Origin of the sequence: Aquipuribacter nitratireducens, assembly GCF_037860835.1 — a bacterium.
GTDB classification, from domain to species: domain Bacteria; phylum Actinomycetota; class Actinomycetes; order Actinomycetales; family JBBAYJ01; genus Aquipuribacter; species Aquipuribacter nitratireducens.
This window is the reverse complement of record NZ_JBBEOG010000002.1, coordinates 561,424-583,954: the sequence shown is the minus strand read 5'-3', so window position 1 is coordinate 583,954 and position 22,531 is coordinate 561,424. Positions and strand designations below refer to the sequence as shown.

Sequence of the window (22,531 nt, the reverse complement as noted above, 5' to 3'; positions counted from 1 at the left end):
GGCGTGCCACCCTGGGCGCCGTGGCCCTCGACCCGCGTGCCCTGCCACCGGCCGCCCTCGACTTCCTCGCCGAGCGTCACCTCGCCACCCTGTCCGGGCTGCGCGCCGACGGCACGATCCACACGGTCCCCGTCGGCTTCACGTGGGACGACGACGCGGGCCTCGCCCGCGTCATCACGAGCCCCGGTACGCAGAAGGTCCGCAACGTCCAGCGCGGCTCCCGGCTCACCCTCTGCCAGGTCGAGGGGTGGAGGTGGCTGACCCTCGAGGGCACCGGCGTGGTGACCGACGACCCGGACCGGGTCGCCGAGGCCGTGCGGCGGTACACCGAGCGGTACCGGCCGCCGCGCGAGCGCCCTTCGCGCGTCGCCGTCGAGATCAGCGTGGACCGGGTCCTCGGTCTGCTCGAGCTGCCCGGACGGTGACCGGCCGTTCCGCGGCACGCGCGCGCAGGTCAGCCGGAGCCGCGCCTGCGCATGACGTCGACCACCCGGTCGAGGTAGGCGTCGACCGGCGCCTCGCGGTAACCGCGGGAGCCGCGGGACCCCCGGAACACGGACGCACGGACGTCGTCGACGTGGAGGGACTCCCCCAGCACGAGGTGGCCGCGCACCCGCTCGCACAGGGCGTCGACCTCGTCGACGCGGTAGCCGAGGCGCAGGCCCCGCCCGCGGGGGAACCGGTGCCCGTCCTGCCGCTCGAGCCGCGCGAGGACCGCCTCCTCGGTCTCGCGCCACGACGTCGGCCCGGCGCGCTCCTCCCGCTGGACGAAGGCGTCCTCGATGCGGTCGAGGGCCTCGTCGACGGCGGCGACGTCGTACCCGCGCCTCCGCAGGTCGAAGCCGACGGTCCGCACGTGCCAAGAGGTCACGGAACCGGGCGGGCCGCCGTCGTCCCACACCTGCTTCGCGCGGTCGAGGAAGTCCTCGACCTGGGAGCGGTCGTAGCCCTTGCGGAGGGCCCCGGCTCGGTGGAACAGCTCGCCGCTCACGCGCCGCCGCCCTCTGCCCCGGCGTCCTCGCGCGGCTGGACGAGGTCCTGGGCGGCGAGCTGCCCGCACGCCCCGTCGATGTCGCGGCCGCGGGTGTCCCGGACAGTGGTGGGGATGCCCGCCGCGCGCAGCCGCCGCACGAACTCGTGCTCGACGCGGGGGTCGGAGGCCGTCCAGCGCGACCCCGGCGTGGGGTTGAGGGGGATGGGGTTGACGTGGACCCAGCCACGACCGCGGCGGTTGAGCTCCTTCGCGAGCAGGTCGGCGCGCCACGCGTGGTCGTTGACGTCGCGGATGAGGGCGTACTCGATGCTGACGCGCCGCCCGGTCACCTCGAAGTAGTGCCGGGCCGCGTCGAGCAGCTCCCCGACCTTGTGGCGGGTGTTGATGGGGACGAGCTCGTCGCGGAGGTCGTCGTCCGGGGTGTGGAGGCTGACGGCCAGCGTGACGGGGAGGCCCTCGGCGGCGAGGCGCTCGACCGCCGGGACGAGGCCGACGGTCGACACCGTGACGTGGCGGGCGGAGATCCCGAGCCCCTCCGGTGCGGGGTCGGTCATGCGGCGCAGGGCCGTCACGACGGAGCCGTAGTTCGCGAGCGGCTCCCCCATGCCCATGAACACGACGTTGCTCACACGACGGCCGGTCGCCGCGGATGCGCGGACCACCTGGTCGACGATCTCGGCGGCCGACAGGTTGCGGGTGAGACCCTGCTGGCCGGTGGCGCAGAAGGGGCACGCCATCCCGCAGCCCGCCTGGCTCGACAGGCACAGCGTCGTGCGGTCGGAGTAGTGCATGAGGACGCTCTCGACGAGGGAGCCGTCGAAGAGCCGCCACAGCGTCTTGACGGTCGCGCCGTGGTCCGCCTCCAGGCGGCGCACCTGCGTGAGCAGCGACGGGAGGACAGCGGCGACCACCGCGTCGCGCTCGGCCGCCGGGAGGTCGGTCATCGCGGCGGCGTCGGAGGTGAAGCGCGCGAAGTAGTGGCGGGACAGCTGCTGGGCGCGGTACCGGGGCAGCCCCGCCGCGACGACGGCGGCGGCGCGCTCCTCGCCCGTGAGGTCGGCGAGGTGCTGCGGGGGCTTGCCGCGACGCGGTGGGGCCATGACGAGCTCGACGGGCACGGGCCCAGTGTGCCGTGCCCGGGCGCCTGCCCGGACCTACGTCCTGTTGTCGCGGGGGCGTGCCCGGGGTTCGCTGGTCACCGTGAGCCAGACGAGCGAGACGAGCGAGACCACCGCCACCGTCGACCTGCGCGAGCCGTACCTGCCACCCGAGGAGCTCGAGGCGCTCCAGGCGTGGTGGCGCGCGACCAACTACCTGTCCGTCGGGCAGATCTACCTCATGGGGAACCCGCTGCTGCGGGAGCCGCTCGCGCCGGAGCACACCAAGCCGCGGCTGCTGGGGCACTGGGGCACCACGCCGGGACTCAACTTCATCCAGGCGCACTGCAACCGCGTCATCCTGCAGCGCGACCTCGAGATGATGTACGTCATGGGGCCCGGCCACGGCGGACCGGGACCCGTCGCCGCCGCGTGGGTCGACGGCACGTACAGCGAGGTCTACCCCGACGTGCCGCAGGACGAGGCGGGCATGCGGCGGCTGTTCACGCAGTTCTCCTTCCCCGGCGGCATCCCGAGCCACGTCGCCCCCGAGACGCCCGGGTCGATCCACGAGGGCGGTGAGCTCGGGTACGCGCTCTCGCACGCGTTCGGGGCGGCCTTCGACAACCCCGACCTCGTCGTGACGTGCGTCGTCGGCGACGGGGAGGCCGAGACCGGGGCGCTCGCGACGAGCTGGCACTCCAACAAGTTCCTCGACCCCGTGCACGACGGGGCGGTCCTCCCGGTGCTCCACCTCAACGGCTACAAGATCGCCGGACCGACCGTGCTCGCGCGGATCCCCGCCGAGGAGCTGCACGCGATGCTGCGCGGCAACGGCTGGGAGCCGTACGAGGTCGCCGGCAGCGACCCCGACGCCATGCACCACGCGATGGCCCGGACGATGGACCGCTGCCTCGACGAGATCGCCGACATCCAGTCCCGCGCCCGCACCTCCGGTCGGGACGGTCGCCCGCGCTGGCCGATGATCGTCCTGCGCAGCCCGAAGGGCTGGACCGGACCGAAGTCCGTCGACGGGAAACCGATCGAGGACCACTGGCGCTCCCACCAGGTGCCCTTCTCCGACGCGCGCTCGGACGACGGCCACCGCCGCGTCCTCGAGGAGTGGCTGCGCTCGTACCGCCCCGAGGAGCTCTTCGACGACGACGGGGCACCGGTCGAGCTGGTCCGGCGCCTGTCGCCCGCCGGGGAGCGGCGCATGAGCGCGACGCCGCACGCGAACGGCGGCATCCTCCGTCGCTCGCTGCGCCTACCGGACTGGCGGGACTACTGCGTCGACGTGCCGTCCCCCGGCCGCAGCACCGCCGGCGCGACCGCCGTCCTCGGCGAGTTCCTCCGCGACGTCATGGCGAAGGACCTCGAGAAGGCCCCGCCGGAGCGCGCCTTCCGGGTCTTCGCACCGGACGAGAACAACTCCAACCGCCTCCAGGCGATCCTCGAGGTGACCGGGCGCGCGTGGCAGGAGGAGGTCCTCGACACCGACACGGGGCTCGCCCCCGACGGCCGGGTCATGGAGATCCTGTCCGAGCACACGTGCCAGGGCTGGCTCGAGGGCTACCTGCTCACCGGACGGCACGGCTTCTTCAGCTGCTACGAGGCGTTCATCCACATCGTCGACTCGATGGTCAACCAGCACGCCAAGTGGCTGAAGACGACGAACGAGATCGAGTGGCGCCGGCCCATTGCGAGCCTCAACTACCTCCTGACCTCCCACGTGTGGCGGCAGGACCACAACGGGTTCAGCCACCAGGACCCGGGGTTCATCGACCACGTCGTCAACAAGAAGGCCGAGGTCGTGCGGGTCTACCTGCCGCCGGACGCCAACACGCTCCTGAGCGTCGCCGACCACTGCCTCCGCAGCCGCCAGTACATCAACGTGATCGTGGCGGGCAAGCAGCCGTCGCCGCAGTACCTCGACCGGGAGGCGGCCGAGGTCCACGCGACGAACGGCATCGGGATCTGGCGGTGGGCGAGCACCGACGAGGGCGTCGAGCCCGACGTCGTCCTCGCGTGCGCGGGTGACGTGCCGACGATGGAGGCGCTCGCCGCCGCCGACCTGCTGCGCGGCTGGTTCCCCGACCTCCGCCTGCGCTTCGTCAACGTCGTCGACCTCATGCGGCTGCAGTCCGACCGGGAGCACCCGCACGGGCTCTCCGACGCCGGCTTCGACTCCCTGTTCACCACCGACAAGCCGGTGATCTTCAACTACCACGGCTACCCGTGGCTCATCCACCGGCTGACGTACCGGCGGGCCAACCACGACAACATCCACGTGCGCGGCTACATCGAGGAGGGCACGACGACGACGCCGTTCGACATGGCGGTGGTGAACCACATCGACCGCTTCCACGTCGCGATGGACGTCATCGAGCGGGTCCCGCGCCTGCAGGCGGTCGGCGCCCACGCCCGCGAGGAGCTGTACGCGAGGCTCGTCGAGCACAAGCGGTACACCCGCACGCACGGGGAGGACATGCCGGAGGTGCGGGGCTGGGTGTGGGGCGGCGAGGAGCCCTGAGCACGCGTCGTCACGTGTACGTGACGGCGCGGTGGCCCCGAGCAGCAGGGCGAGGAGCAGCGCGTCGAGCGGCCAGGGTGCGGGCGACGGGTGCGGCCAGGGGGTTCATGGCTCCTCCACGAGCTCGGTCCGACTACGTGGAGAAGCCGAGCGCGCGTGGTGGGCGAGGTCCGTCGGCCGGAGGACGGACCGGATGCCGGCTCGCCGACACCGGCCCGGTCGGGCTCGTCGCGGTCAGGGCAGGGGCACGAGGAGCGTCAGCAGCACGTAGGCGACCGGCGCGGCCGGCAGCAGGGAGTCGAGGCGGTCCATGATCCCGCCGTGACCGGGCAGGAGGCTGCCCATGTCCTTGATGCCGAGGTCCCGCTTGAGCAGCGACTCCGACAGGTCCCCGACCGTCGCGGTGACGACGACGACGAGGCCGAGCAGCGCCCCGACCCACCAGGGACCACCGAGGCCGAGGACCACTCCCAGGACGCCGAGGACGACGGCGAACACCGCCGAGCCGAGCAGCCCCTCCCACGACTTCTTCGGGCTCACGTTCGGAGCCAGGGGGTGCTTGCCCCACACCGAGCCGAAGGCGTAGCCACCGACGTCGCTGCCGATGGCCACCATGAGGAACGCGAGCACCCGGTAGGCGCCGTCCGGCGCGGCGAGCATGAGCATGGCGAAGCCGGCGAGGAACGGCACGTACGCGGCGGTGAAGACGCCCGCCGTGACGTCGCGGACCGGGTTGGGCCCGTCGAGCACCCGCCACAGCAGGACCGCGAAAGCCGTGAGGGCGAACGACACGAAGAGCGCCTCGGCGCCGGCGAGGAAGGCGGAGGCGAGCATGCCGACCGCCCCGACGACGACGGGGACCACGGGGATGCGGATGCGCCGCGCGCGGAACGCGTTGGCGAGCTCCCACAGCGCGAGCACGATGGCCGCCGCGGTGAGGACGACGAACGCCTCCTTGCGGACGAACAGCGCGAGGGCGACGAGCGCGCCCAGTCCGGTGCCGACGGCGACGGCGGCCGGGAGGTTCCGCCCCGCCCGCGAGGCGCGGGGCCGGGTCGTCGCCGAGGTCGGTGCCGGTTCGGGGGTGTCGGGGACGACCGCGACGCGCCGTGGCCCGGCGCCGCCCGGGCTCGTCGGGACGCTCACCTCACACCTCCAGCAGCTCGGCTTCCTTGCCCTTGAGCAGCTCGTCGACGAGCTCGACGTGACGCTTCGTCACGGCCTCGAGCTCCTTCTCCGCGCGGGTGCCCTCGTCCTCGCCCGCCTCGCCGTCGCGGACGGTCCGGTCGATCTCCTCCTTGGCGCGGCGGCGGATGTTGCGCACCGACACCCTCGCCTCCTCCGCCTTGGAGCGTGCGAGCTTGATGTAGTCGCGGCGCCGCTCCTCGGTGAGCTGCGGCAGGACGAGGCGGATGATGTTCCCGTCGTTGGAGGGGTTGACGCCGAGGTCGCTGTCGCGCAGCGCCCGCTCGACCGCGCCCATCGCGCTGCGGTCGTACGGCGAGACCAGGACGATGCGCGCCTCGGGGATCTGGAAGGACGCGAGCTGCTGCAGGGGCGTGGGGGCGCCGTAGTAGTCGACCATGATCTTGGAGAACATGCCGGGGTTCGCCCGGCCCGTCCGGATTCCCGCGAAGTCCTCCTTCACGACCTGGACGGCCTTGTCCATCTTGTCCTCGGCCTCGAGCAGGGCCTCGTCGATCACGTCGGGTTCCTTCCGTCCTGGGCAGGCGTCATCGGCGGGTCAGCCGGTGACGAGCGTCCCGATCCTCTCACCCACCAGCGCGCGCGTGACATCGCCCGCGCCCTCCATGCCGAAGACGACCATCGGCAGGCGGTTGTCCATGAGGAGGCTGAAGGCGGTCGCGTCGACGACCTTGAGGCCCTCGCGAAGCGCGTCCCCGTACGTGAGGTGCTCCAGCCGGGTCGCCGTCGGGTCCGTCCGCGGGTCCGCGGTGTAGACGGCGTCGACGCCGTTCTTGCCCATGAGGACGGCATCGGCCTTGACCTCGAGCGCCCGCTGCGCCGCCACGGTGTCGGTCGAGAAGTACGGCAGACCCGCACCGGCGCCGAAGATGACGACCCGGCCCTTCTCGAGGTGGCGGATCGCCCGGCGGGGGATGTACGGCTCGGCGACCTGCCCCATGGTGATGGCCGTCTGGACGCGCGTGTCCCGGCCGGCCTGCTCGAGGAAGTCCTGCAGCGCCAGGCAGTTCATCACCGTGCCGAGCATGCCCATGTAGTCCGCGCGGGAGCGCTCCATGCCGCGCTGCGACAGCTCGGCGCCGCGGAAGAAGTTGCCGCCACCGACGACGATCGCGATCTGGACACCGCGCGCGGCGGCGTCGGCGATCTCGCGCGCGACGCGGGCGACGACGTCCGGGTCGACCCCGACCGCTCCCCCGCCGAAGGCCTCGCCCGACAGCTTGAGGAGCACGCGGCGGCCCTCCGGTCGGACGCGCAGCGCCTGCTCCTGCGTGGCGGGCGCCGTGGTCGGCCCCGTCGTCGTCGTGGTGGTCACGTCGGCCCCGTCCTGCTCGGTGTGCTGCCCGTTGTACCAGCAGCGGCGCGACCCGAGGAGCCGGGGCGCGCCGCCGCTGGGTGGTGCCGGGTGCTGCTCGTCAGGCGCCGACGCGGAAGCGCGCGAAGGCGGAGACGCTGAGGCCGGCCTCGGAGAGGACCTGGCCGACGCTCTTCTTGTTGTCCTTGGAGAAGGCCTGCTCGAGCAGGACGTTCTCCTTGAGGTAGCCCTTGAGCCGGCCCTCGACGATCTTCGGCAGCGCCTGCTCGGGCTTGCCCTCGTTGACGGCGGTCTCGTGGGCGATGCGCCGCTCGGCCTCGAGCTGCTCCTCGGGGACCTCGTCGGTCGTGAGGTAGCGGGGGGACATGGCGGCGGTGTGGAGCGCGACGTCGCGGGCCGTGGCGGCGTCGTCGCCGGAGAAGGCGACGAGGACGCCGATCTGCGGGGGCAGGTCGGGGCTCGTGCGGTGCAGGTAGCTCGCGACCTGGTCGCCCTCGACGCGGGCGACCCGGCGCAGGACGAGCTTCTCCCCGATGGTGGCGTTGCCGTCGTCGAGCAGCTGCTGGACGGTACGGCCGTCGCCCGCGTCGACCGAGGCGAGCGCCTCGGCGTCGGCGGCGCCGCTGCTGACGGCGGCGTCGAGGACCTGCTGGGCGAGCGCCTGGAACGTCTCGCCCTTCGCGACGAAGTCGGTCTCGCAGTTGACCTCGACGAGGACGCCCGTGCCGCCCTCGACGTGCGCGGCGACGAGGCCGTTGCTCGCGCTGCGGCCCTCGCGCTTCGTCACGCCCTTGAGGCCCTTGACGCGCAGGATGTCGACGGCCTTGGCGGTGTCGCCCTCGGCCTCGTCGAGCGCCTTCTTGACGTCGAGCATGCCGGCACCCGTGCGCTCGCGCAGGGCCTTGATGTCGGCGGCGGTGTAGCTGGGCACGGACTCTCCTCCGGTGGTGTCTGCGGTGGGGGTGGCCTCCCGGGGCTGGGCGCCGTCGTGCGGTGCGTCGCCCCGGGAGGATCAGGTCAGGACTGCGAGGGCTGCGCCGCCGTGGTGCCGTCGGCGGCCGCGGTCTCCGCGGTCGGGGTCTCCGAGACCGGCGACTGGGTCGCGGGGGTCTCGTCGGCGGGGGTCTGGGCGACCTCCTCGGCGGCCTCGCTCGCGTCGGGCTGCGCGACGGGGGCCGCGGCCGCCTCGATGCCGCCGGCCGTGGCGGGCTCGCTCGCGGCGGCCTGGGCGTCGCCCGTGGCGAGGAGCTCGCGCTCCCACTCGGCGAGCGGCTCCTCCGCGGTCGCGGTGTCGCCGCCGCCGGAGCGGGCGACGAGACCGTCGGCGACGGCGTCGGCGACCACGCGGGTGAGCAGCGCGACGGAGCGGATCGCGTCGTCGTTGCCCGGGATCTTGTAGTCGACCTCGTCGGGGTCGCAGTTGGTGTCGAGGATCGCGATGACGGGGATGCCGAGCTTCTTCGCCTCGCTGACGGCGAGGTGCTCCTTCTTCGTGTCGACGACCCACACCGCGCTCGGGATCTTGCTCATGTCGCGGAGACCGCCGAGGGTCTTCTCGAGCTTCTCCTTCTCACGGCGGAGCACGAGGAGCTCCTTCTTCGTGAGGCCGGAGGCGGCGACGTCGTCGAAGTCGATCGTCTCGAGCTCGCGGAGGCGCTGGAGGCGCTTCGACACGGTCTGGAAGTTCGTCAGCATGCCGCCGAGCCAGCGCTGGTTGACGTAGGGCATACCGACCCGGGCGGCCTGCGTGGCCACCGGCTCCTGGGCCTGCTTCTTCGTGCCGACGAACATCACCGTGCCGCCGTGGGCGACGGTCTGCTTGATGAAGTCGTACGCGACGTTGATGAACTCCAGCGACTGCTGGAGGTCGATGATGTAGATGCCGTTGCGCTCGGTGAAGATGAAGCGCTTCATCTTGGGGTTCCAGCGACGGGTCTGGTGCCCGAAGTGGACGCCGCTCTCGAGGAGCTGGCGCATGGTGACGACGGCCATGCCGACGCACTCCTTCCGGCGCCCGCGGGCGCCCGGTCCGGTTGTCCCGCGACGCCGGTCGGCGTCGCGCCTGGCGCCCTGGGTGGTCCTCCCGCTCCCCTGGCGGGGGGCGGACCGGGGACCTCCCCCGACCGGGCGACTCAGCGTGTGGGCTGCGGGCACGGTGCGGACGAGGGCGCGCGAGCTCACCGGGCGGACCCGGTGGCAGGTGCGATGGTACGGCCCCGCCGACGGCGCTCCAAACCGTCGTCGTGACGTCCCCACAGGCCGGCGCAGCGGGGACCCGTCCACAGCGGCCGCGGAGCGCACGACGGGCGGCGAGCCCCTCCGCGCAGGCTGGGGCGATGTCCTGGTCGCTCCTGCCCGCCCTCGTGGTCGCCGCGCTCGCCCTCGGGTCCGCGCCCGCGGCCCCGGTCGGTCCCGCCCACGCTCGGCTCGTCCCGGTCGGCGCCGCCACCGCCGTCACCGGCGCGCGGGTGCCGCCGGTGGCGGGTGAACGGGTGCGGCCGTTCGTCGCGCCACCGCACGAGTACGGCCCCGGGCACCGCGGCGTCGACCTGCCGGCGGCCGGGGGCGCGGAGGTCGTCTCCCCCGCGGCGGGGGTCGTGACGTTCGCAGGCGCCGTCGCGGGTCGTGGCGTGGTCGTCGTCGCCTCCGCGGGCCCGGGTGGCCTCGTCCAGCACTCGCTCGAGCCGGTGAGCGCGGTGGTGCCGGTGGGGGCTGTCGTGGCGGCGGGCGAGGTCGTGGCGACCCGTTCGCCGGGGACGGTGCACCCGGGGTGCGGGTCCGCCTGCCTGCACTGGGGGGTGCGGGTCGCCGGTCGCTACGTCGACCCGTGGTGGTGGCTGGGTCGGACCGGACCGGTCCGGCTGCTGCCGCGGGGCCCGGACACCCGGGACGGTGCGACCGCCGCCGGCCGGTCGCTCAGCGTCCGGTGACGGCGTACCTGGTGGTGGTACCGGACACCTCGTTGCCGACGACGCCGTTCGCCGCCAGGTCGCCGGCAAGGTCCTTGGCAGTGACGTCGTCGACGACGGTGGCGGGTGTCGACGGAGCCGTTCTCCGCGTTGTCCGCGTCGAACGCGTCCCGCGGCAGCTCACCGGCCTCGACCAGGTCGTCGATGATGCGCTGGACGTCGTCGCCGGAGTCGGACACCGCGCGTCCGGCGGCGTCGCGGACGGAGAAGGACCGGGCACCGAAGACGTCGATGCGGGTCACGAGGCCCTGCTCGTCGGCGTCCGCCCCGCCGAACACGGTCGGTCGAGGTCGAGGTCGAGGTCCTCGATGCGGACCTCCCCCGGTGACGTCACCCGACGCGCGACGTGGGTGACGCGACCCGGGTTGACGCGGAGGCGCGTCAGCCGTCCCCGGCCGCGCTCAGCTTGGCGCGCAGCTGCATGACGGCCTTCGTGTGCATCTGGCAGATCCGCGACTCGGTCACCCCGAGGACCCGGCCGATCTCCGCGAGCGTGAGGCCCTCGTAGTAGTAGAGCGTCACGACGATCTTCTCGCGCTCGGGCAGGAGGTTGACCGCCCGGGACAGCAGGAACTTCGTCTCCTGCGTCTCGAACGCCGCGACGGGGTCCTCCGCCTTCGCGTCCTTGAGCGTGTCGCCGAGCGTGAGGGAGTCCCCGCGCTCGCTGCCGGCGTGCATGAGCTCGTCGAGCGCGACGACGTTGGCGTACGAGACCTTCGAGAAGATCTGGTGCAGGTCGGTGATGGCGATCCCGAGCCGGTCCGCGACCTCCTGCTCGGTGGGGCTGCGGTGCAGCTCGGCCTCGAGGGCGGCGTAGGCGCGCTCGACCTCGCGGGACTTGCTGCGGACCGACCGGGGGATCCAGTCGATCGACCGCAGCTCGTCGATGATGGCGCCGCGGATGCGGGAGATCGCGTACGTCTCGAACTTGATGGCCCGCTCGGGGTCGTACTTGTCGATGGCGTCGATGAGCCCGAAGACGCCGTAGGAGACGAGGTCGGCGTGCTCGACGTTCGCCGGCAGCCCCACCCCGACGCGACCCGCGACGTACTTGACGAGCGGCGAGTAGTGGAGGATCAGACGGTCCCGGACGGCGCGGTCGCCGGTGGTCTTGTAGTCCTGCCACATCGCACGGACGACGGCCTCGGCGTCGGCCTTCGCGTCGGCGGCTGCTTGCGCCGGGTCCTCGGTCGCGTCGAGGTCCGCCTCGAGGTCCGCGTCCAGCTCCTCGCTCGACTCCCCGTCCGGGTCCCCGTGGGCGTCCGGGTCGTCCTCCGTCCCCGCGAGGTCGATGACCTCCGGCGACGTCGACATGGAGGGTGTCGTGGTCCCTGCCCGCGTCCGCGACCCCCCGGGCCCTCGGTCGCCCGAGGTGGACGTCGCTCGAGCCATGCAGTCCCTCCCCGTCCTCACGCCCGCGGGTGAGCGCGGTGGTACGCCGCCAGGAGCCGGGCCTGCGACACGTGGGTGTAGATCTCGGTCGTCGTGAGCGTAGCGTGACCGAGCAACTCCTGTACGGAGGTCAGGTCAGCACCACCGTCGAGGACGTGGGTGGCGGCGCTGTGCCGGAGCGCGTGCGGGTGCACGTCGTCGAGGCCGGCCGCCCGCGCCACCCTCGTCACCGCGCTACGGGCCTGTCTCTGGTCGAGCCGGCCTCCGCGGGCGCCGAGGAAGAGCGCGTCCGGCGACCGTGGTCCGGCCACAGCGGGGCGACCCCTGGTGAGCCACGCGTCGAGCGCCCGCAGCGCCGGGAGACCGAGAGGCACCACGCGCTGCTTGTCTCCCTTGCCCGTCACGAGGAGGGACCGCCGGCCCCGGTCGACGTCCGCGAGGTCGGCTCCCACGACCTCGCCGACCCGGGCCCCGGTGGCGTAGAGCAGCTCGACGAGGGCGTGGTCCCGCAGGCCGAGGGGGCCGGCGTCCGCGCGGGCCTCGGCGGCCTCGCACAGACGGCGGGCCTCGGCGGCCTCGAGCACGCGGGGCAGGTGCCGGGCCCGGCGCGCCGACGCCAGTCGTCCGCCCGGGTCGCGCGGCAGCAGGCCCTGCCGCGCCGACCAGGCGGTGAACGAGCGCGCCGCGGCCGACCGCCGGGCGGTCGTCGACCGCGACCAGCCGGCGCGCTGGCCCTCGGCGAGCCACGTCCTGAGGTGCGCGGTGGAGAGGTCCCTCAACCCGGCGCACCCCTGCGCGGCGGCGTGCCCGAGCAAGGACGAGACGTCGGAGCGGTAGGCCCGGACCGTGGCCCTCGAGCGTCCCCGCTCCCACTGGAGCCAGCGGAGGAAGGCCTCGAGGGCCGCGTCGCCGCCCGCGGGGACGTCGACCCCCGCCCCGGCGTGCCGCCCGTCGTCACCGCCACGCGGCCCGTGCCCGCCCACCCGGTCATGGGACCACGCCGTCACCGGCCCCTACCGCAGCGCCACGCCGCCACCGTCCCTGCGACCGCTCCACCAGCCCGGCGAGCTCCAGCCGCCCGAGGGCCACCGCGACGTCACGAGCCGGGAGCCCGGTCGCGACGACGAGCGCGCCGACGTCCCGCCAGGCGGTGCGGCGAAGCGCCTGGAGCACCCGCTCGCTGCCCTCCCTCGCGTCCTCGTCCCGGCGGGACTGCACGGGGACGCCGTCCGCGGGCGGGACCGCGACGACGTGCTCGGCGAGGTCGAGGGACTGCTGCGACCACGGCTCGACGAGGCCCACGACGTCGGCGGCGTCCCGGATGCACGGGACCGACTCGCGGAGGAGCGCGTTGCAGCCCGCGGACAGCCCCGAGGTCACCGGACCCGGGACCGCCCCGACGTCCCGGCCAAGCGCCACGGCGGAGCGCACCGTGGACAGGGCGCCTGACCGGTGGCCCGCCTCCACCACGACCGTGGCTCTCGACCAGGCCGCGATGAGGCGGTTGCGGAGGAGGAAGCGGTGCGGGGCCGGTCGGGTGCCGGGCGGCACCTCGGCGACCACGGCCCCGCCGGCGTCGAGCACGGCCCCCAGCAGCCGCTCGTGACCCGCGGGTGACGCGCGGTCGACGCCGCCCGCGAGCACGGCGACCGTCGGGAGCCCGGAGGCGGGGTCCCCACCGCCGGACGCCGCGGCGACGGCACCCCGGTGCGCGGCGGCGTCGATGCCGTAGGCCGCCCCCGACACCACCGTCCACCCGTGCTCGACGAGCCCGGCCGCGATGTCCTCGGCGACGTGCTGGCCGTACGCGGTGCACGCGCGCGCCCCCACGAGGGCGACGGCGACCGGGGCGCGGTCGGCGCCCGGCAGCTCCCCGCGGACCCACAGGCACGCGGGCGCGGCGGACCACTCGTCGAGGTCGTAGAGCCCGGCCGGCCACGATGGGTCGCCCGGGACCACGACCCGGATCCCCTGCCGTGAGGCGGTCGCGAGCAGGTCGGACGTGGCGACGTCGAGCCGGTCGTGCCGTTCCTGCCACACCTCCGGCGCCCTGCCGTCGACGAGCCGGCGCACGCAACCGCGCCACCCGTGCTCTCCCAGCAGCCGTGGCAGCGTGACGTCGCCGGGCTCGACGACACGCGACAGGTGGGCACGGGCGGACCGCTCGTCGTCGGCGAGGGAGGCGCCGCCGGCGCGGCCGGAGCCGCTCACGCCGCACCGGCGGTCGTGCGCAGCGTCAGCGCCTCCGCCACCTCGTCCTCGCCCGGGCGGTCCCGGCCGGCGAGGTCGGTGAGGGTCCACGCGACGCGGAGCAGCCGGTCGAAGCCCCGGGCGGTGAGGCTCCCCCGCTCCACCCCCGCCAGCAGGGGCGCGAGCACGGCGCGCGAGGGCCGGTAGCGGGCACTGCGCAGCACCGGGGACGGGATCTGCGAGTTCGAGCGGACGGCCCCTCCCCAGCGGCCGACCGCCGCCGCACGGGCACCGCGGACGCGACGGGCGACGACGTCGCTCCCCTCGCCGTCAGCCGCGGCCGCCCAGCGACCGACCGCCACCGGGGGGACGTCGACCTGCACGTCGATCCGGTCCAGCAGCGGCCCCGACAGCCGCGACAGGTACCCGCGTCGCGTCTGCGGGGTGCACGTGCACCGCAGGTCGCGGACCGTCGAGCCGGCGTGGCCGCAGGGGCAGGGGTTGGCGGCGAGCACGAGCTGGAAGCGGGCGGGCAGCCGGGCCGACCCCCTGGCCCGCTGCACCTCGACCACGCCCTGCTCGAGCGGCTGCCGCAGTGCGTCGAGCACGCCCTTGCGGAACTCGGGGCTCTCGTCGAGGAACAGGACGCCGGCGTGGGCGCGGCTCGCGGCCCCGGGCCGGGGCAGCCCGGACCCGCCACCGACGACCGCCGCGACGCTGGCGGTGTGGTGGGGGTCCTCGAACGGCGGGCGGCGCAGCAGCACGGGCCCCGGCAGCGTGCCTGCGAGGCTGTGGACGGCCGTGGCGGTGAGGGCGTCCTCGTCGTCGAGGTCCGGCAGGATCCCCGGCAGCCGGGAGGCGAGCATCGTCTTGCCCGAGCCCGGGGGCCCGAGGAGGAACAGGTGGTGCCCCCCGGCCGCGCACACCTCGAGCGCCCGTCGCCCCACCGGCTGGCCGACGACGTCGCGGAGGTCGGGCTGCGAGGCGCTCGGCGCGGTGACGGGCTCCGGCGCTCGTCGGGCCGGGAGCCCGCCGCGGTGCAGCAGCGCCGCCTCGCGGAGAGTCGCGACACCGTGGACGCGCACCCCCGGGACGAGGGCGGCCTCTCCTGCGGCGGCGGCGGGCACGACGACGTCACGGACACCGGCCCGGCGCAGGCCGAGGACGGCCGGCAGCACCCCCGGCGCGGCGCGGACGCTGCCGTCGAGACCGAGCTCGCCGACGTGCCCCACGCGGGCGACGCCCTCCGGCACCTCACCCATCGCCGCGAGGACGGCGACGGCGACCGCCAGGTCGAAGGTCGTGCCGGACTTGGGGAGCCCGGCCGGGGACAGGTTGACCGTCAGCCGGGCCTGCGGCGGCGTCCAGCCGCTCGCGACGAGGGCGGAGCGGACCCGGTCGCGCGCCTCGAGCACCCCCGCGTCGGGCAGACCGACGACGACCCAGTGGACGAGACCGGGGCTGACGTGGGCCTCGACGCTCACGAGGTGCCCCTCGAGACCGACGAGGGCGGCACACACGGTGCGCCCGAGGCGGGTCACCCTACACCCCGCACGTGCTCCAGCTGCGGCACGGCGCCGGGGGCGAGCTGGACGGCCACCACGTCGATCCGGGCACCGGCCCCGCGGGGACCACGGTCGTCCGGCGGCAGGGAGGACCACCACGCCGCGAACAGCCGCCGCAGCCGGCGGACCTTGCCGGGGGTCACCGACTCCAGCGCCGTCCCGCAGGCACTGCCGCGACGCGTGCGCACCTCGACGACGACGACCGCGCCGTCCGGGTCCACGGCCACGACGTCGAGCTCGCCGGGGCACTCCCGCACGGGGCTGCGCCAGTTGCGCCGCAGCACCCGCCAGCCCTGCGAGGTGAGGAGCTCGACCGCGAGATCCTCACCCAGGCGTCCCACGGCCGCCTTCTCCGCCTGCGTCGTCATGGCAGGACGGTGCCGAACGGGGCCGCACCGGGGGGGCCGCACGGACGCTTGCCTGTGGACGACGGCGGGCCTACGGGGTCTGTGGGAACGACCTCCGCCGGCGAGGACCTGGCGTCAGCGGCCGAACCCGGCCTTGGGCACCTGCAGGTCCGACTTCGCCATCTCCTCGACGTTGACGTCGCGGAACGTCACGACGCGGACGTCCTTGACGAAGCGCGCCGGCCGGTAGAGGTCCCACACCCACGCGTCGGTGAGGTGCACCTCGAACCACACCTCCCCGTCGGCGCCGTGCGGGGTGACCTCGACGCCGTTCGCGAGGTAGAACCGGCGCTCGGTCTCCACGACGTAGGAGAACAGCCCGACGACGTCGCGGTACTCGCGGTACAGCTGCAGCTCGAGCTCGGCCTCGTACTTCTCCAGGTCCTCCGCGCTCACGGGTCCATCGTGGCACCGGAGGAGCCGGTCGTCCGTCCCGCGGTCGACCACGCCGCGCGCTCGCGTGCGACGAAGTGGCGCAGGTCCCTCGGCGACCGACCCGTGAGGCGCCGGACGTCGTCGGTCAGCCCGCCGGCCCGACCGAGCCGGGCGACCGTGTAGATGCCGGACGTCACCGCCACCATGCCCCACGGCATGCCGGAGGCCCGCGCGTGCCGGGCGTAGCGGAGCAGGCCGGGCCGCGCGTACCGGATCTCGCGCCCCAGCTCCGCCGACAGGACCGCGGCGACCTCGTCGTACGTCAGCGCCTCCGGCCCGGTCGGCGTCCACGCCCGTCCGGCGTGCTCCGTCGGGTCGAGGAGCGCCGCCGCCGCGACGTCCGCGACGTCGAGCGCGTCGACGAGGGCCGTGCGACCCGAGCCGGCGGGAACCACGAGCGTGCTCAGGTCCCGGATCTCGTCCCGGTGGGTGCCGGTGAGGTTCTGCATGAAGAAGGACGGCCTCACGAAGGTCCACGGGACCCCGCTGCCGCGCATCCACCGCTCGAGCGTCGCGTGGGGGACGACCCGGTTGCCCTCCGCCCCCTGCAGGGACAGCAGGACGAGGTGGCGCACGCCGGCCTCCCGGGCCGCTGCCAGGGCCGGCAGCATGTGCGTGCGCGGGCGGCCCAGCTGCGGCGGGCGCACGACGAAGACGGAGTGCGCACCGGCGAACGCCGGCCTCCACGTCGCCTCGTCCTGCCAGTCGAAGGGCACCTCCTCGGCAGGACCCGGCGGGACCGCCGGCCCGCCCGGTCGCACCGCCGCCCGGACGTCCGCGCCCGCGGCCACGAGCGCCCGCACCACCGGGGCTCCCACGGTCCCCGTGGCGCCGGTGACGACGAGCGGGCCGTCGGCGCGGCGCGGGCTCAGGTGCCGGCTCCCTCGTGCTCCTCGAGCCAGTCGCTCTCGGCGTCGGTGAGGAGCCGCGAGCGGATGAGGAAGCGGACCCCGCGAGGGGCCTCGACGCTGAAGCCGGCCCCGCGGCCCGGGACGACGTCGATCGTGAGGTGGGTGTGCTTCCAGTAGCCGAACTGCGAGCGCGACATCCACACGTCGACGGGCCGCTCGGCGCCGATGTCGAGCGTGCCGAGGTGGACGTCGGACGGCCCGGTGAGGAAGTCGCCGTCCGGGTAGCACATCGGGGAGCTGCCGTCGCAGCAGCCACCGGACTGGTGGAACATCAGCGGCCCGTGCTCCTCGGTGAGGTCGCGCAGCAGCGCCGCGGCGGCCTCGCTCACGTCGACGCGCCGGACGCCGTCCACCTGCCCGTCGACCTGACCGGTCCGTTCCGTCACGGTGTACCTCCCCTCCGGTCGGTGGTGCCCCCCGGCGCCGGTGACCGTCACCGGCGCCGGGGGCGTGGGTCGTCGGCTCAGAAGAAGCCGAGCTTGTTCGGGCGGTAGCTGACGAGGAGGTTCTTCGTCTGCTGGTAGTGGTCGAGCATCATCTGGTGGTTCTCGCGGCCGATGCCCGACTGCTTGTACCCGCCGAACGCCGCGTGCGCCGGGTAGTCGTGGTAGCAGTTCGTCCACACGCGCCCGGCCTTGATCTCCCGACCGGCGCGGTAGGCCGTGGTGATGTCGCGCGTCCACACGCCCGCGCCGAGGCCGTACAGCGTGTCGTTGGCGATCTCCATCGCGTGGTCGTAGTCGCGGAACGACGTGACGGACACGACGGGGCCGAAGATCTCCTCCTGGAAGATCCTCATGTCGTTGCGGCCCTCGAAGATCGTCGGGGTGACGTAGTAGCCGTCGGACAGGTCGCCGCCGAGGTCGGCGCGCTCCCCGCCGGTGACGACCCGGGCGCCTTCCTGCTTGCCGATCTCGATGTACGACAGGATCTTCTCCAGCTGGTCGTTGCTGGCCTGCGCGCCCATCATCGTGTCGGTGTCGAGCGGATTGCCCTGCGTGACGTGCTTGGTCCGCTCCGTCGCGTCGGCGAGGAACTTGTCGTAGATCGACTCCTGGATCAGGCCGCGCGAGGGGCACGTGCAGACCTCGCCCTGGTTGAGGGCGAACATCGTGAACCCCTCGAGGCACTTGTCGTAGAACTCGTCGTCGGCGCGGGCGACGTCCTCGAAGAAGACGTTGGGGCTCTTGCCCCCGAGCTCGAGCGTGACGGGGATGAGGTTCTGGCTCGCGTACTGCATGATCAGCCGCCCGGTCGTCGTCTCACCGGTGAAGGCGACCTTGGCGACCCGGTTGCTGCTGGCCAGCGGCTTGCCGGCCTCGACGCCGAAGCCGTTGACGATGTTGAGGACGCCGTCGGGCAGCAGGTCGCCGATCAGCTTGACGAGCTCCATGATCGACGCCGGGGTCTGCTCGGCGGGCTTGATGACGACCGCGTTGCCCGCCGCGAGCGCGGGGGCGAGCTTCCACGTCGCCATGAGGATGGGGAAGTTCCACGGGATGATCTGCCCGACGACGCCCAGCGGCTCCTTGAAGTGGTACGCCACGGTGTCGTCGTCCAGCTGCGACAGGTGCCCCTCCTGCGCGCGCAGGGCACCGGCGAAGTAGCGGAAGTGGTCGATCGCCAACGGCATGTCCGCCGCGAGGGTCTCGCGGACCGCCTTGCCGTTGTCCCACGTCTCGAGGACGGCGAGCCTCTCGAGGTTCTCCTCCATGCGGTCGGCGATCCTGTTGAGGATCACCGCCCGCTCCGCCGGCGAGGTCCTCCCCCAGGCGGGCGCCGCCTTGTGGGCGGCGTCGAGGGCGAGGTCGACGTCCTCGGCGGTGCTCTGGGCGATCTCGGTGAACGGCCTGCCCGTGACGGGGCTCGGGTTCTCGAAGTACCGGCCCCTGACCGGGGCGACCCACTCGCCCCCGATCCAGTTGTCGTACCGGCTGTCGTAGCTCGCGACGCTGCCCTCGGTGCCGGGCGCGCTGTAGACGGTCACGTCGGTGCCTCCCATCCGGGCCGGCGCCCTCGCCGGCCTCGCGTCGCCGACGCTAGGTGGACGTCGTTGCACAGGGGTTGCACGCCCGGCGGCAGGAGCGGCTACGGCTCGCGGCGCAGCGCCTCCAGCCGCGCGCGGGCCTGCGCCCGCCGCGGTGAGGCGTACGGCAGCTCGCGGACGAGCCGCTGCCACGCCTCGACGTCGTCGTCACCGGGCCCGCTCGCCCAGCGCCACACGGTCTCCGTCGACCCGGACGTCAGCACCGTCGCGCGGAGCGTGCCCTCGAGCTCGTGGCGTGCGCTCAGGGCCACCGGTGCCTCGCTCCCGGGCAGCAGCGGCCCGTCGTAGAGCTCGAGCGCCCGCCGGTGGGCACCGCGGGCCACGGCCGCCGCGACGTCGTCGGCGTCGCTGCGCAGGGGGACGAGCAGCCGGTAGGGCCGCGTGCCGACCGCGTCGGCACCGAGCGCCCGGCGCAGGACGACCCGCAGGCGCGAGACCTCGGCGCGCACCGTCACCGGCGACAGCAGCTGCTCGCTCAACGACGCCGCGAGGACGTCGCCGCTGACCCCCGACCGCTGCCGCGACAGCAGGAGGAGGATCTCCGCATGCCGCGGCGTGAGGGCGACGGCCCGCTCCCCCACGTGCAGCCGGGGCCGGTCGGTCCCCAGCAGCTGCAGCCACGGGGCCCGGTCCCCGGCGGCCGTGCCGCCGGGCGGGGCGGGGGGACGCTGCACGAGCCGCTCCTCGACCGCGGTCACGGCGGCGCGGACGAGCGCGAGGGCGTAGCGGGAGGCGACCTCCCGACCACCGGTGAGGTCGACGGCGCCGACGACACGGCCCTCGGCGTCGTGCACCGGAGCCGCCGAGCACGACCACGGGTGCACCGGCGTCGCCCAGTGCTCCCCGGACACGATCTGGACGGGCGCGTCGACGGCCAGCGCGGTGCCGGGCGCGTTGGTGCCGGCGTGCCGCTCGTCCCACACCGCGCCCGGCGTGAACCCGAGCGCCGCCATGCGGCGCCGGACGCCGGCGTCGCCGACGACGTGGAGGAGGCGGCCGTCGGCGTCGGAGACCGCGAGCACGTGCCCCGCGTCGGCGTCGTCGGCGAGCAGCCGCGTGAGCAGGGGCATCGCCCGGGACAACGGGTGCTCCCGGCGCAGCTCGGCGAGCGTGCCGTCGTCGATGTCGACGTCGAGGTCGGGGTGGTCGGGGTCGACGCCCAGCGCGCGGCAGCGCTGCCACGACTCCTCGACCACGGGGCGCGCGGGACCGTCGAGCGGTTCGCGGGCGGCGTCGGGCACCGGGCCTCCGGCGGAGGGGACGGGACGGGCGGCGTCGGCGCCGACCGTCGTCAGTCTCGCACGGGGTCCCCCGCCTGCGCAGGGGCGTCGGTGGCGCGCTCCGCGAGGACGCGCAGGTTCCACGAGCGCCGGTGCCGCTCGCACGGCCCGTGCACGCGCAGGGCCGCGAGGTGCTCCGGCGCGCTGTAGCCCTTGTTGGCGCCCCAGCCCCAGCGGGTGTCCTCCTCCCCCCACGAGGCCATGAGACGGTCGCGCTCGACCTTCGCCAGCACCGAGGCCGCGGCGACGGCGGCGCAGCGACGGTCCGCCTTCGGCAGCAGGTCGACGTGGGGGGCGCGGGACGCGAGGCGCTCGAGCTCCCACGGCACGTCGGGCACGTGCGGGGCGGGGATGCGCCGCGGTCCGACCGGCGCCTGGGCCGCCGCCTCGCCGAGCAGGCCGTCGAGCAGGTCGCCCTGCTCGTCGAGGGGCTGCGGCCGGTGCAGCCAGTCGTAGGTGCCGTCGAGGAGGAGCCGCTCCGGCGGCACGGGGAGGGCGGCCAGCGCGCGCAGCCCCGCCACCCGCAGCGCGAGCAGGATGCCCCAGGCGTCGATCTCCTCGTTGTCGGCGTGCCCGACGGCCCACATGGGCGCCCATCGCTGCAGGTGCGGGACAAGCCGTTCGCGCTGCAGCGCGGTGAGCCGCTTCGAGTCGTCGAGGCCCGGGGGCGCCGAGCGGGTGGCGGCGTCGACGACGACGACGCCCACCGTCACCGGACCCGCGAGAGCACCGCGACCGACCTCGTCCATCCCGCCGACCCACGTGAGGGCGTGCTCGCGCAGGCTCGCGCGCGCCAGCCGCAGGGACGGCCGGGAGCCGGGTGCCGGCGGGCGGGACGTCACGAGACGCCGTCGAGCCCGCCGACCTCGTCGAAGACGTCCGCGGGCGTCGGCAGGGTCGTGAAGCGGTCGAAGGGCCACATGACGAGGACGGCGCGTCCCACGACGTTCTGCAGCGGCACCATCCCGCCGCCGGGCTGGCCGAGCTGGTAGCGGGAGTCCTCGGAGACCGAGCGGTGGTCGCCCTGCACCCACAGGCGCCCCTCGGGGACCTCGACGGCGAACTCCAGCGACGACGGGTCGTCGCCGGGGTACAGGTACGGCTCGTCGAGCGGCTCCCCGTTCACGAGGACACGACCCTCGTCGTCGCAGCACTCGACGGTGTCGCCGGGCAGCCCGATGACGCGCTTGATGAGGTGCTCGCCGGAGTTCGCCGGGAGCAGCCCCACGAACGTGAGCAGCCGCACGTGGAGCGCGGGCTCGGACGCCTGGGGCGGCAGCCAGCCGCCCGGGTCGACGAAGACGACGACGTCGCCGCGCTCGAGCGTGCCGGGGCCCGGCTCGAGCTTGGAGACGAGGACCCGGTCGCCGACGAGCAGCGTCTCCTCCATCGACTCCGACGGGATGAAGAACGGCTGGACGAGGAAGGTCTTGACGACGACGGCGATCGCGAGGGCGACGAGGACCGTGGCGCCCACCTCGGCGAGGTCGCGGCGCACACGCGCCCCGAGACCGCGGGGCGGCTCTGCGGCGGAGCGGCGCCGGGGCCGCTCGCGCGGCGCCGACGGGTCGGGGACCGTTCCCACCGGCGCGTCCTCCCTGCCTGGCTGGTCGCCCAGCGCTCGACTGCCCCCCTCGGCGTGGCCCGTCACGCCTGCGTCCCCCCGACCGGGCCCGCCCGCCTCAGGACGTGCTGTCGCGACGCTCGCGGATGCGCGCGGCCTTGCCGCGGCGCTCGCGCAGGTAGTACAGCTTCGCGCGGCGGACGATGCCGCGGCTGGCGACCTCGATGTGGTCGATGACCGGGGAGTGCAGCGGGAACGTCCGCTCGACGCCGACACCGAAGCTCACCTTGCGGACCGTGAAGGTCTCGCGCACGCCCCCGCCCTGGCGGCGGATGACGACGCCGGCGAAGACCTGGATGCGGGAGCGGTTGCCCTCGACGACCTTCACGTGCACCTTGACGGTGTCGCCGGCGCGGAACTCGGGGACGTCGGTGCGCAGCTGGGCGCTGTCCAGGGCGTCGAGGGTGTGCATGGCTGCCTTCCCGGTCGGTGCCGCAGGCCACCGGCCTCACCGGGCGGGGCCCGGCTCAGGGTGCTGACGTGGTGTGGGTGCGGGCCACGCGGGCCCGGGTGGTGGCCGGCTCCCCCTGCGGCAGGCGGACCGGCGACCACGGAAGGATGCCACA

23 protein-coding genes are annotated in these 22,531 nt (G+C 74.5%); 3 read left to right on the top strand and 20 right to left on the bottom strand.

Going from position 1 to position 22,531, the window contains the following annotated elements; all coding sequences use genetic code 11:
• Window positions 1-20: 20 nt before the first annotated feature.
• Window positions 21-425, top strand: a complete 405-nt coding sequence (locus tag WAB14_RS06115) for a pyridoxamine 5'-phosphate oxidase family protein (RefSeq protein WP_340268382.1) — start codon at window positions 21-23, stop codon at window positions 423-425.
• 29 nt (window positions 426-454) lie between these two features.
• On the opposite strand, the gene WAB14_RS06110 is transcribed toward WAB14_RS06115, so the two are convergent.
• Window positions 455-991, bottom strand: a complete 537-nt coding sequence (locus WAB14_RS06110) for a DivIVA domain-containing protein (protein ID WP_340268380.1) — start codon at window positions 989-991, stop codon at window positions 455-457.
• On the bottom strand, window positions 988-2,094 hold the full coding sequence (rlmN, locus tag WAB14_RS06105; RefSeq protein ID WP_340268513.1) for a dual-specificity RNA methyltransferase RlmN: 1,107 nt from the start codon (window positions 2,092-2,094) through the stop codon (window positions 988-990). The genes WAB14_RS06110 and rlmN overlap by 4 nt, the downstream gene beginning before the upstream one ends.
• Window positions 2,095-2,194: 100 nt before the next feature.
• Between rlmN and WAB14_RS06100 the strand changes: the two genes are divergently transcribed.
• Window positions 2,195-4,624 carry a phosphoketolase family protein gene (locus WAB14_RS06100; protein WP_340268378.1) on the top strand — a complete coding sequence of 810 codons (2,430 nt, stop codon included), beginning with the start codon at window positions 2,195-2,197 and terminating at the stop codon, window positions 4,622-4,624.
• A 234-nt stretch (window positions 4,625-4,858) separates the two neighbouring features.
• Here WAB14_RS06100 and WAB14_RS06095 read toward each other — a convergent pair whose 3' ends face one another.
• The 5 genes from WAB14_RS06095 to rpsB all read right to left on the bottom strand — a co-directional run bounded on the left by WAB14_RS06095 (window position 4,859) and on the right by rpsB (window position 9,137).
• Entirely contained in the window at window positions 4,859-5,770 is a 912-nt protein-coding gene (locus tag WAB14_RS06095) for a phosphatidate cytidylyltransferase (RefSeq protein ID WP_340268376.1), read from the bottom strand.
• 1 nt (window position 5,771) lies between these two features.
• Complete coding sequence (gene frr, locus WAB14_RS06090; protein ID WP_340268374.1) at window positions 5,772-6,329, bottom strand: ribosome recycling factor; 558 nt, start codon at window positions 6,327-6,329, stop codon at window positions 5,772-5,774.
• Window positions 6,330-6,368: 39 nt separating this feature from the next.
• Complete coding sequence (gene pyrH, locus WAB14_RS06085; protein WP_340268511.1) at window positions 6,369-7,088, bottom strand: UMP kinase; 720 nt, start codon at window positions 7,086-7,088, stop codon at window positions 6,369-6,371.
• A gap of 157 nt (window positions 7,089-7,245) precedes the next feature.
• Window positions 7,246-8,076: a translation elongation factor Ts gene (tsf, locus tag WAB14_RS06080; RefSeq protein ID WP_340268372.1), complete on the bottom strand. Its 831-nt coding sequence runs from the start codon at window positions 8,074-8,076 to the stop codon at window positions 7,246-7,248.
• Window positions 8,077-8,162: 86 nt separating this feature from the next.
• Window positions 8,163-9,137: a 30S ribosomal protein S2 gene (rpsB, locus tag WAB14_RS06075; protein WP_340268370.1), complete on the bottom strand. Its 975-nt coding sequence runs from the start codon at window positions 9,135-9,137 to the stop codon at window positions 8,163-8,165.
• Between the two features lie 344 nt (window positions 9,138-9,481).
• Between rpsB and WAB14_RS06070 the strand changes: the two genes are divergently transcribed.
• The gene (locus WAB14_RS06070) at window positions 9,482-10,075 is read left to right on the top strand and encodes a peptidoglycan DD-metalloendopeptidase family protein (protein ID WP_340268368.1); all 594 of its coding nucleotides are present in this window, start codon (window positions 9,482-9,484) and stop codon (window positions 10,073-10,075) included.
• A 420-nt stretch (window positions 10,076-10,495) separates the two neighbouring features.
• Here the strand turns inward: WAB14_RS06070 and whiG are convergent, their stop codons facing one another.
• The 13 genes from whiG to rplS all read right to left on the bottom strand — a co-directional run bounded on the left by whiG (window position 10,496) and on the right by rplS (window position 22,377).
• Complete coding sequence (gene whiG / locus WAB14_RS06065; RefSeq protein ID WP_340268366.1) at window positions 10,496-11,428, bottom strand: RNA polymerase sigma factor WhiG; 933 nt, start codon at window positions 11,426-11,428, stop codon at window positions 10,496-10,498.
• A gap of 95 nt (window positions 11,429-11,523) precedes the next feature.
• The gene (locus WAB14_RS06060; protein ID WP_340268364.1) at window positions 11,524-12,489 is read right to left on the bottom strand and encodes a tyrosine recombinase XerC; all 966 of its coding nucleotides are present in this window, start codon (window positions 12,487-12,489) and stop codon (window positions 11,524-11,526) included.
• 4 nt (window positions 12,490-12,493) lie between these two features.
• Window positions 12,494-13,717, bottom strand: a complete 1,224-nt coding sequence (locus tag WAB14_RS06055) for a DNA-processing protein DprA (RefSeq protein ID WP_340268362.1) — start codon at window positions 13,715-13,717, stop codon at window positions 12,494-12,496.
• Entirely contained in the window at window positions 13,714-15,216 is a 1,503-nt protein-coding gene (locus WAB14_RS06050; RefSeq protein WP_340268509.1) for a YifB family Mg chelatase-like AAA ATPase, read from the bottom strand. The genes WAB14_RS06055 and WAB14_RS06050 overlap by 4 nt, the downstream gene beginning before the upstream one ends.
• A 17-nt stretch (window positions 15,217-15,233) precedes the next feature.
• Window positions 15,234-15,629 carry a YraN family protein gene (locus WAB14_RS06045; protein ID WP_340268360.1) on the bottom strand — a complete coding sequence of 132 codons (396 nt, stop codon included), beginning with the start codon at window positions 15,627-15,629 and terminating at the stop codon, window positions 15,234-15,236.
• 114 nt (window positions 15,630-15,743) lie between these two features.
• Window positions 15,744-16,064, bottom strand: coding sequence for a DUF2469 domain-containing protein (locus tag WAB14_RS06040; protein WP_340268358.1), 321 nt, complete (start codon window positions 16,062-16,064; stop codon window positions 15,744-15,746).
• Window positions 16,061-16,975, bottom strand: a complete 915-nt coding sequence (locus tag WAB14_RS06035; RefSeq protein ID WP_340268507.1) for an NmrA family NAD(P)-binding protein — start codon at window positions 16,973-16,975, stop codon at window positions 16,061-16,063. The genes WAB14_RS06040 and WAB14_RS06035 overlap by 4 nt, the downstream gene beginning before the upstream one ends.
• A complete protein-coding gene (locus tag WAB14_RS06030) occupies window positions 16,972-17,400 on the bottom strand; it encodes a DUF779 domain-containing protein (protein ID WP_340268356.1) in 429 nt (142 codons plus the stop codon). The genes WAB14_RS06035 and WAB14_RS06030 overlap by 4 nt, the downstream gene beginning before the upstream one ends.
• Before the next feature lie 77 nt (window positions 17,401-17,477).
• Window positions 17,478-19,001: an aldehyde dehydrogenase gene (adh, locus tag WAB14_RS06025; protein WP_340268354.1), complete on the bottom strand. Its 1,524-nt coding sequence runs from the start codon at window positions 18,999-19,001 to the stop codon at window positions 17,478-17,480.
• A gap of 101 nt (window positions 19,002-19,102) precedes the next feature.
• The gene (locus WAB14_RS06020; RefSeq protein WP_340268352.1) at window positions 19,103-20,302 is read right to left on the bottom strand and encodes a GAF domain-containing protein; all 1,200 of its coding nucleotides are present in this window, start codon (window positions 20,300-20,302) and stop codon (window positions 19,103-19,105) included.
• A gap of 50 nt (window positions 20,303-20,352) precedes the next feature.
• On the bottom strand, window positions 20,353-21,183 hold the full coding sequence (locus WAB14_RS06015) for a ribonuclease HII (protein ID WP_340268350.1): 831 nt from the start codon (window positions 21,181-21,183) through the stop codon (window positions 20,353-20,355).
• Window positions 21,180-21,926 (bottom strand): signal peptidase I, encoded by a 747-nt coding sequence (lepB, locus tag WAB14_RS06010; RefSeq protein WP_340268348.1) that lies wholly within the window; start codon window positions 21,924-21,926, stop codon window positions 21,180-21,182. Before lepB ends, WAB14_RS06015 begins: the two co-directional genes overlap by 4 nt.
• 97 nt (window positions 21,927-22,023) lie before the next feature.
• Window positions 22,024-22,377 (bottom strand): 50S ribosomal protein L19, encoded by a 354-nt coding sequence (rplS, locus tag WAB14_RS06005; protein ID WP_340268346.1) that lies wholly within the window; start codon window positions 22,375-22,377, stop codon window positions 22,024-22,026.
• Window positions 22,378-22,531 lie beyond the last annotated feature (154 nt).